This window comes from Pseudovibrio sp. POLY-S9 (assembly GCF_001431305.1).
Taxonomy (GTDB): Bacteria; Pseudomonadota; Alphaproteobacteria; order Rhizobiales; family Stappiaceae; genus Pseudovibrio.
Genome location: NZ_LCWX01000164.1, coordinates 10615 through 18600, shown reverse-complemented (window position 1 = coordinate 18600; position 7986 = coordinate 10615). Strand labels below are relative to the sequence as shown.

Annotated in this window: 9 protein-coding genes; 6 read left to right on the top strand and 3 right to left on the bottom strand. The window is 51.7% G+C overall.

Going from position 1 to position 7986, the window contains the following annotated elements; all coding sequences use genetic code 11:
* The 4 genes from PPL9_RS15085 to PPL9_RS15070 form a co-directional block, all read left to right on the top strand.
* Positions 1–316, top strand: a 316-nt coding sequence (locus tag PPL9_RS15085) for a phosphoribosyltransferase family protein (RefSeq protein WP_161831316.1), incomplete at its 5' end; no start/stop codon positions are given.
* Positions 317–472: 156 nt separating this feature from the next.
* On the top strand, positions 473–736 hold the full coding sequence (grxC, locus tag PPL9_RS15080; RefSeq protein WP_057463560.1) for a glutaredoxin 3: 264 nt from the start codon (positions 473–475) through the stop codon (positions 734–736).
* 48 nt (positions 737–784) lie between these two features.
* The gene (locus tag PPL9_RS15075) at positions 785–1639 is read left to right on the top strand and encodes a carbon-nitrogen hydrolase family protein (RefSeq protein WP_057463467.1); all 855 of its coding nucleotides are present in this window, start codon (positions 785–787) and stop codon (positions 1637–1639) included.
* Entirely contained in the window at positions 1636–2205 is a 570-nt protein-coding gene (locus tag PPL9_RS15070; protein ID WP_057463466.1) for a DUF1178 family protein, read from the top strand. Before PPL9_RS15075 ends, PPL9_RS15070 begins: the two co-directional genes overlap by 4 nt.
* A 74-nt stretch (positions 2206–2279) precedes the next feature.
* Here the strand turns inward: PPL9_RS15070 and PPL9_RS15065 are convergent, their stop codons facing one another.
* The 3 genes from PPL9_RS15065 to ubiG form a co-directional block, all read right to left on the bottom strand.
* Positions 2280–2849 (bottom strand): phasin family protein, encoded by a 570-nt coding sequence (locus PPL9_RS15065; protein WP_057463465.1) that lies wholly within the window; start codon positions 2847–2849, stop codon positions 2280–2282.
* Between the two features lie 221 nt (positions 2850–3070).
* Positions 3071–3778, bottom strand: coding sequence for an alpha/beta hydrolase (locus tag PPL9_RS15055; RefSeq protein WP_208988473.1), 708 nt, complete (start codon positions 3776–3778; stop codon positions 3071–3073).
* A 32-nt stretch (positions 3779–3810) separates the two neighbouring features.
* Complete coding sequence (gene ubiG, locus PPL9_RS15050) at positions 3811–4587, bottom strand: bifunctional 2-polyprenyl-6-hydroxyphenol methylase/3-demethylubiquinol 3-O-methyltransferase UbiG (RefSeq protein ID WP_057463462.1); 777 nt, start codon at positions 4585–4587, stop codon at positions 3811–3813.
* 156 nt (positions 4588–4743) lie between these two features.
* Between ubiG and PPL9_RS15045 the strand changes: the two genes are divergently transcribed.
* Entirely contained in the window at positions 4744–5994 is a 1251-nt protein-coding gene (locus PPL9_RS15045; protein ID WP_057463461.1) for an aspartate kinase, read from the top strand.
* A gap of 97 nt (positions 5995–6091) precedes the next feature.
* Positions 6092–7986: putative PEP-binding protein (locus PPL9_RS15040; protein WP_082596888.1), on the top strand; the 1895-nt coding region annotated here is incomplete at its 3' end.

Below are 7986 nucleotides of genomic sequence, written 5' to 3'. Positions count from 1 at the left end.
GCTGGCGAACGATGTCGGGCGTCATTTAGAGGGGCAAGTGCTTCTTGATGGCTTGGTTCGAACACGGCGTACCAACCAGCAAGTCGGCCTCAAGCGAGGGGCACGGACAGCTAATGTGAAAGGTGCCTTTGCAGTTGCGGATCATTTCCTGTCAGAGGTATCTGGTGCTCATGTGGTGCTGGTTGATGATGTGCTGACGACAGGGGCAACTGTTGAAGAATGTGCGCGGGTTTTGAAGGCTGCAGGTGCGGAACAGGTTGATGTACTTGTTTTTGCTCTGGTCGATCCTGAAAATATGTCTGATGATAGTGATTGAGTGTTGTTGAGGGGCTGTCTTTGCCTATGCGATATAACGAAGTGATCAACTTGAGTTGAGGTGGACTTGCGGTTTACTTGGTCGTGAGCCATATAGACTTCAGTTTTGATGGCTGAATTTCTATTGGCCTTCGCTGTGTATCCAAAGGACAAGAATATGGCTCAAGTTACTATCTACACCCGTGATATGTGCGGCTTCTGTGCTCGTGCAAAAAGACTTCTTGATGAGAAGGGTGTTGATTATAAAGAATTTAACTACAGCGAAGATCCAACGATCCGTAAGGAAATGATTGCCAAAGCAAATGGTGCAAACACATTCCCGCAGATCTTTATCGGATCTGAGCATATTGGCGGTTGTGATGACCTGTTTGCATTGGAACGCCGCGGACACCTTGATGGTCTGCTGAGCGTTGGTCTTTAAAGAAGCTTAGGAAGCGTATTGCAAACTACGCTTTGAAAGTGAGAGTTGATGACAAGTTTTGTGGCTGCATGTGTCCAGATGAGAACGGGACGTAACCCGTTCGAAAATCTTGATGCCTGTGAGGCGTTGATAAGAGAAGCTGCTGCTGAAGGCGCGGTTTATGTGCAAACGCCTGAGATGACCAATGTGCTGGAACGTAGCCGCAAAGCGCAACTTGCTGCCTCCAGTTTCGAAAGTGATGATCCATTTTTGAAACAACTGGGCTCGCTTGCTGATGAATTGAATATCTGGATCCATATCGGATCTCTGGCAATTCGGCTTGAAGATGACAAACTGGCCAACCGCGGCTTTATGATTTCTCCTGAAGGCGAGATCACCGCTCGTTATGATAAAATCCATATGTTCGATGTGGATCTGCCAAACGGAGAAAGCTGGCGTGAGTCTGAAAGCTACAGCGCAGGCAATGTGTCTCCGGTTGTTGATCTAGGCGTGGCCAAGCTTGGTATGGCGATTTGCTATGATATTCGTCAACCAGCGTTGTTCCGCGAGCAATCAAAGGCTGGCGCACAGGTTTTGACTGGTCCGGCTGCTTTCACCAAGCAAACAGGTGAAGCGCATTGGCATGTGCTGCAACGCGCGCGGGCGATTGAAAACGGTGCCTTTGTTGTGACTGCTGCGCAAGGTGGAACACATGAAGATGATCGTCAGACCTATGGTCACAGCTTAATGGTTGACCCTTGGGGGCAAGTGATCGCAGAACTTGATCATGATGCACCAGGTGTTTTGTTGGGTGAACTTGACATGGCTAAAGTGGATGAAGCACGTCGGCGTGTTCCAGCCATCAAGAATGCGCGTGAGTTTTCCGTAGCAACTGTTTCCCTCAATGGGGAGATGGTCAGTTGATTAACTATTCACTTGCCTGCGATGATGGGCATGAATTTGATGGATGGTTCCGGAATTCTGGCGATTACGAAAAGCAGAAAGAATTAGGTCTGGTCACGTGCCCGTTTTGTGACAGTGCATCGGTCCATAAACGCTTGATGGCGCCGAATGTTTCTACATCGAGAAGCCAGAAGAAGGCTCAGGTTGAACATCAGGTTTCGCAGGCCGTTGCTGCTGCTCAGGCAAAAGCTACAGAAAAGGCCACGAGTGAACCAAAGCCCGGCGGTGGAACTGCGCCAGCAAGTTCTGAGCAATCTGTTGCCACGACAACTCCAGCTGTTGATCTGCAGAAGGTTCCTGAGAAAGCAAAGGAGCTGGTGGAAGCTCTGCGAGAGTTCCGCAAACAGGTTGTGAGCAACTCAGAGTATGTTGGCGACAAGTTTGCTGAGGAAGCACGTAAGATCCACTACGGCGAAACTGAAGAGCGTGGGATTTATGGAGAAACTACTCCCGATGATGCTCAGGAGCTTTTGGAAGAGGGTATTGAGCTGATGCCGCTGCCGGTGCTGCCAGAAGACCGCAACTGAATTTTTATGCTGTCATGATGGCAGAACGAAAGGCGCCTCGTTTAGCAGGGCGCCTTTTTTGTTCTGTTACTCAATCAGGCTGACACGTCTTTTCTGCCAGGGGCTCGGGGGGCGGAAGGCTTATCTGCGCTCTTTGCCCGGCTGCGTGTGCTTGTTGACTTGCGAGGCACTCTACGGCGAGGTTTAGCCGGAACTTTTGTTGGTGCGGCCTGTGCCATTGCCTTCAAATCATCAATGCTCGTCAAAGCTTCTGATGTTGCCTTCTGTGTTTTGGAAACCGTGCCCTTCATTGTAGAGGACATCTGGTTCATCTGGCGGGCGCCTTCCTGACGGCAATCTTCAAAAGCTTCCTGCATGAAGTCGCTGGCAAGTTTTGAGAATTCAATGCCAGTTGGACAATCCCAGATCTCCTGAACGAAATCTGTGTTGGCTTTCATGCGCTTGTTAAAGAAGGACATGTTTGCGTGCATGATTGCCTGATAGTTCTCAAGCATGGACTTGTTGTTGGAAATTGCGTGCTCCAACGCTGTGTTGGAAAGTTGGTCTCCGCCCTGTGCCCAAAACCAGCCTTGCCAAGGCAGTCCATCTGTCGCAACGGTCCAGCGGTCCATTGCTTCTTTCATTTCTTTGTCGATGTTTAACATCGTGTCTCCTCCGGACTTTGATCAAGTTCTCGGGCGGCGATCTAGGTCTTGAGACAATATTCTTCGAGCGATCAGGGAGTTTGGAAGAAGCTCGTTTGCCGGTAACTTACGCCGCGTACACCCTCCTGTTTATAGGCGCTAATATTGGCAAAATGATATTCTGGATTCTAAGGGATTTCAGCGGCTTTTTTCTGAAGAACTAGTTAAATTTGCAGGCGTAGCTACGTATCCAGCCAGTCCTGAATGAGTTCGCTGGTGTGGACCGGGTGTTCCAGAGTAGAAAGATGGCCGCAATCCGGGATGATGTGAAGTTTGCTATTTGGTATTGCATCATGCATTTCGCGGCATCTATCCAGAGGAAGTAAGCTGTCTTCTTCGCCTGCGACGATCATCGTCGGGCACTGGATTGCCGTTAGACCTGGTCTTTGGTCGCGGCGGTTGATGATTGCGTTTTGCTGCTTCAGGAAGTTATCAGCGCCAATATCAGCAGCCATGTCGAAAACCACTTGCCGAAGCGCTGTATCGTCGTGGCGGGCAGGGTGGACAAGTTGAGGGTATTGCATGGAGGCGATTTTGTGGAAGCCTCCCTTCCTTGCAATCTCCATCTGCGTATGGCGAAGCTGTGTCTGGGCCGCAGTGTCGTCTCTGGCATTGGTGTTTATGAGGGCAAGACGGCTGACACGATTAGGAGCCAGTCGAATCACCTCCAGAGCGACGTAACCCCCCATGGACATGCCGAGGAGAGCGAATTTTTCCGGGGCGTGTTCCAGCAATCTCTTTGCCATGGCTTCAATGGAATCCATGTCGCAGGTTTCGGCAATGATGATTGGACGCTCTTTCAGAGAGTTGATCTGAGGGCCAAACAAAGTGCCGGTGCTGGTAAGGCCGGGAATGAAAGCGACAGTTTCGGCAGGTGCTGTTTCTGGCATTTTCATTCTCCTTAATAATTGGATGCCAGCTGCTACTCTGGCTTTCGAGCTATTACCATGTAGTTTACATCCAGATCGGTTGTTCTGGACCAGCTGTCTGTCAGCGGATTGAAGCTCACACCGCAGCGCTCGTAAATGTTCATGCCGGATTCATTGAGGGGTGCTTCCAGTTCTTCCGGGCGAACCAGCTTCTCATATTGGTGGGTGCCTTTTGGCAACCAGCGGAGAACGCGCTCAGCCGCGACAATCGCGAGGGCATAGGCTTTCAGAGTTCTGTTGATAGTTGCAACGAACATCATTCCACCGGGACGCACAAGATCTGCACAGGAGTTCATGAACAGTGGAACGTCTGCAACATGCTCCACGACTTCCATGTTGAGCACGATGTCGAATTGTTCGCCTGCCTCAACCAGAGATTCAGCGGTTTGTGCGCGATAGTCGATGTTGAGGCCGGATTGCTGTGCATGAAGTGTGGCGACTTTGATGTTGGTTTCAGATGCATCTGCTCCAACAACGGTTGCGCCCATGCGAGCCATGGGCTCAGCGAGTAGGCCACCGCCGCAGCCGATGTCCAAAATCCGTAGGCCTTCTAATGCCTTAGGGGATGTTTCGTCTCGACCAAAGTGGTCACAGGCATACTCCTTGATATAGGAGATGCGAACTGGACTGAATTTGTGGAGAGGGCGAAACTTTCCAGTCGGATCCCACCATTCCGATGCAATTGATGAGAAATGCGCAACTTCCGCCGGGTCGATTGTGGTTTGTGCCGGGTTTTTGGCGGCGTTGCTTGGTTTTTGCGCGGTGCTCATAGCTCAACTCTCCACTTTCATCCCGGTACTGGTGGGTCTAATCGCGGTTTTTGTCAAGCCGCTGGTTGCGATAGAAGGGCGCTAGTTGTATGGATTAGCGCCGTTTGTAGTGATGATCGGTTCATCACAAAGGCCCTCGGAGGAATTTGGGAAGCGATGGCCCGTTTGGTTATGAAGTTTGGCGGCACCTCCGTTGCCGACCTAGAGCGTATTAGAAATGTTGCGCGGCATGTAAAGCGTGAAGTGGAAGCAGGCAACCAGGTTGCTGTTGTCGTGTCCGCTATGGCTGGCGTGACGAATACCTTGGTCGGTTATACAAGAGATGCTGCAGCGCTGCATGATGCGCGTGAATATGATGCGGTTGTTGCCTCTGGTGAGCAGGTAACGTCCGGCTTGTTGGCGATTGTGCTGCAAGATATGGGTGTGGAAGCGCGATCCTGGCAAGGATGGCAGATTCCTATCCGTACGAATGAAGCCCATGGCGCAGCGCGTATTGAGAGTATTGAAGGTCAAACTCTCATTGAACGCCTGGAGCGTGGACAGGTTGCGGTGTGTGCCGGTTTCCAGGGCGTTGCCCCGGACAACAGGCTTGCGACGCTTGGACGTGGTGGATCTGATACCAGTGCAGTGGCAATTGCTGCTGCAATTCAGGCAGACCGCTGTGATATCTACACGGATGTGGACGGTGTTTATACCACTGACCCGCGTGTGGTGGCCAAGGCAACCCGTTTGGAACGTGTTGCGTTTGAAGAGATGCTGGAAATGGCTTCTCTTGGTGCAAAGGTTTTGCAGGTCCGCTCTGTTGAGATGGCGATGGTTCACGGCGTTCGTACGTTTGTACGTTCCAGCTTTGATGATCCGGATGCCCCGCAGATTAGCGCTGACGGAACACCTGTAGGTACACTTATTTGCGACGAGGACGAGATTTTGGAACAACAAGTCGTCACTGGCATCGCTTACTCAAAAGACGAAGCACAGATTTCTATCCGCAACGTTGCTGACAAGCCTGGCATTGCGTCCAGAGTGTTTGGCCCGTTGGCTGAAGGCAACATCAACGTAGATATGATCGTCCAGAACATCTCACCAGATGGGAAGACGACTGATATCACCTTTACCGTTCCAGAGAGTGATTACGAGCGTGCGCGCAAGGTAATTGAGGAGAACGTCGAGGAAATTGGCTTCGAGAATATCGAAGGCGCGACTGATGTTGTAAAAGTTTCCGTAATCGGCATGGGTATGCGTTCGCATGCCGGTGTTGCAGCCCAGTGTTTTGAAGGCCTGGCTGAGAAGGGGATTAACATCCGCGCGATTACGACATCTGAGATTAAAATCTCTGTTCTGATCGATTCCGCGTATACGGAACTTGCGGTTCGTACTCTCCATTCGCTATACGGACTTGACGGCTAGGTTTCCTACTGTCGAGAATATTGTTGTGTCTTGGACAACTTCCAAGGCACAACGTGGCCTGTTAAAAAGGCCAGCAGAATTATAGGTAGGGCGGAGCATGCGCAGCAGCTTGGCCGGACCGCGCGTACTCCTCCGTAAGCTTCGTGAAGTGATGGCGGAGCCGATTAATGCGCAGGAACGGCTCGACAAGATTGTACGTCTGATCGCGGCAAACGTGGTTGCGGAAGTGTGTTCCGTGTACATTTTGCGCGCGGATGGGGTTCTTGAGCTGTATGCGACAGAGGGCCTTAATAAGGACGCGGTTCACCATACTTCTCTGAAGGTTGGTGAGGGTCTTGTTGGCTTGATTTCCTCTGATGCCAGACCGCTCAACCTACCAAATGCGCAGGCGCACCCGGCGTTTGCCTATCGTCCTGAGACGGGTGAAGAGAATTACAACTCCTTCCTTGGTGTGCCGATCCTGCGTGCGGGACGTACGCTTGGCGTGCTTGTTGTTCAGAACAAAGACCACCGGACCTACTTTGAAGACGAAGTAGAAGCCCTGCAGACCACCGCGATGGTTATCGCGGAGATGGTCGCAGCGGGTGAGCTGGAAGCGATTGCACAGCAAGGCACAACGATTGATGTGATCCGTCCGATGCATCTGAAGGGTGTCGCCCTTGCTGATGGTATTGGCCTTGGCCACGTTGTTCTGCATGAACCGCGTGTGGTTATCACCAATCTGATTGCCGAGGATGCGGACACTGAAAAGAAGCGCCTCGAAGAATCTGTCACGCGCTTGCGTCAGTCGCTTGATCATATGCTGGCAAGCGGTGAGTTTTCCCAGCACGGCGAACACCGTGAAGTTCTGGAAGCTTACCGGATGTTTGCCTATGACCGCGGATGGATCCGGAAGATTGATGAAGCGATCCGCAATGGTTTGACGGCTGAAGCTGCAGTTGAGAAAGTTCAGAGCGATACGCGCGCTCAGATGCTCCGACAGACAGATCCGTATTTGCGTGAGCGCCTGCATGATCTTGATGATCTGGCGCACCGCCTCATTCGCGAGCTGATGGGCAAGAACCACAGCGGCGAAGATGATCTGCCGAAAGACGCCATCATCATTGCGCGTAACATGGGCGCCGCTGAACTGCTGGATTATGACCGGGATCGTATTCGCGGCCTCGTTCTGGAAGAAAGCGGCCCAACCAGTCACGTGACCATTGTTGCACGTGCGCTTGGCATTCCGACAGTTGGTCAGGTTGAAGACATTGTTTCCCTGGTGGAAGCGACTGATGCCATCATTGTGGATGGTGAGATCGGTCAGATCTTCCTTCGTCCAGCGAATGATGTTGAACAAGCTTTTGCAGACAAGGTGCGACTGCGCTCAAAGCGTCAGGAAATTTATCGCCAGCTTCGGGATGAACCAACCATTACCAAAGACGGTGTGGACGTTAAGCTTCAGCTGAATGCTGGTTTGCTGGTTGATTTGCCAAGCATGGAAGATGCTGGCGCTGATGGCGTTGGGCTTTTCCGTACTGAGTTGCAGTTTATGGTGGCTTCTGCTTTCCCAAGAATGCAGGAACAGCACACACTGTATTCCAAGGTGCTGGATGCAGCTGGTGACAAGCCAGTTACCTTCCGCTCTCTTGATATTGGCGGTGATAAAGTTCTGCCTTACTTGCGTCTGGCGCAGGAAGAGAACCCGGCCATGGGCTGGCGTGCGATCCGCTTTGGGCTTGATCGTCCGGGTTTGCTGCGGACTCAGATCAGAGCAATGTTGCATGCAGGGGCAGGGCGCTCCTTGCGCATCATGTTCCCGATGGTGGCAGATGTTTCTGAATTTCAGCAGGCGAAGGATTATGTTGAGCGCGAACTAAAGCATCTGCGCCAGCACGGTCATGATACGCCTAAAGAGCTGAAACTTGGTGTTATGCTGGAAGTTCCGGCGCTGCTTTACCAGCTTGAAGAGATCTACAAGGAAGTGGATTTCGTCTCTGTTGGCTCCAATGA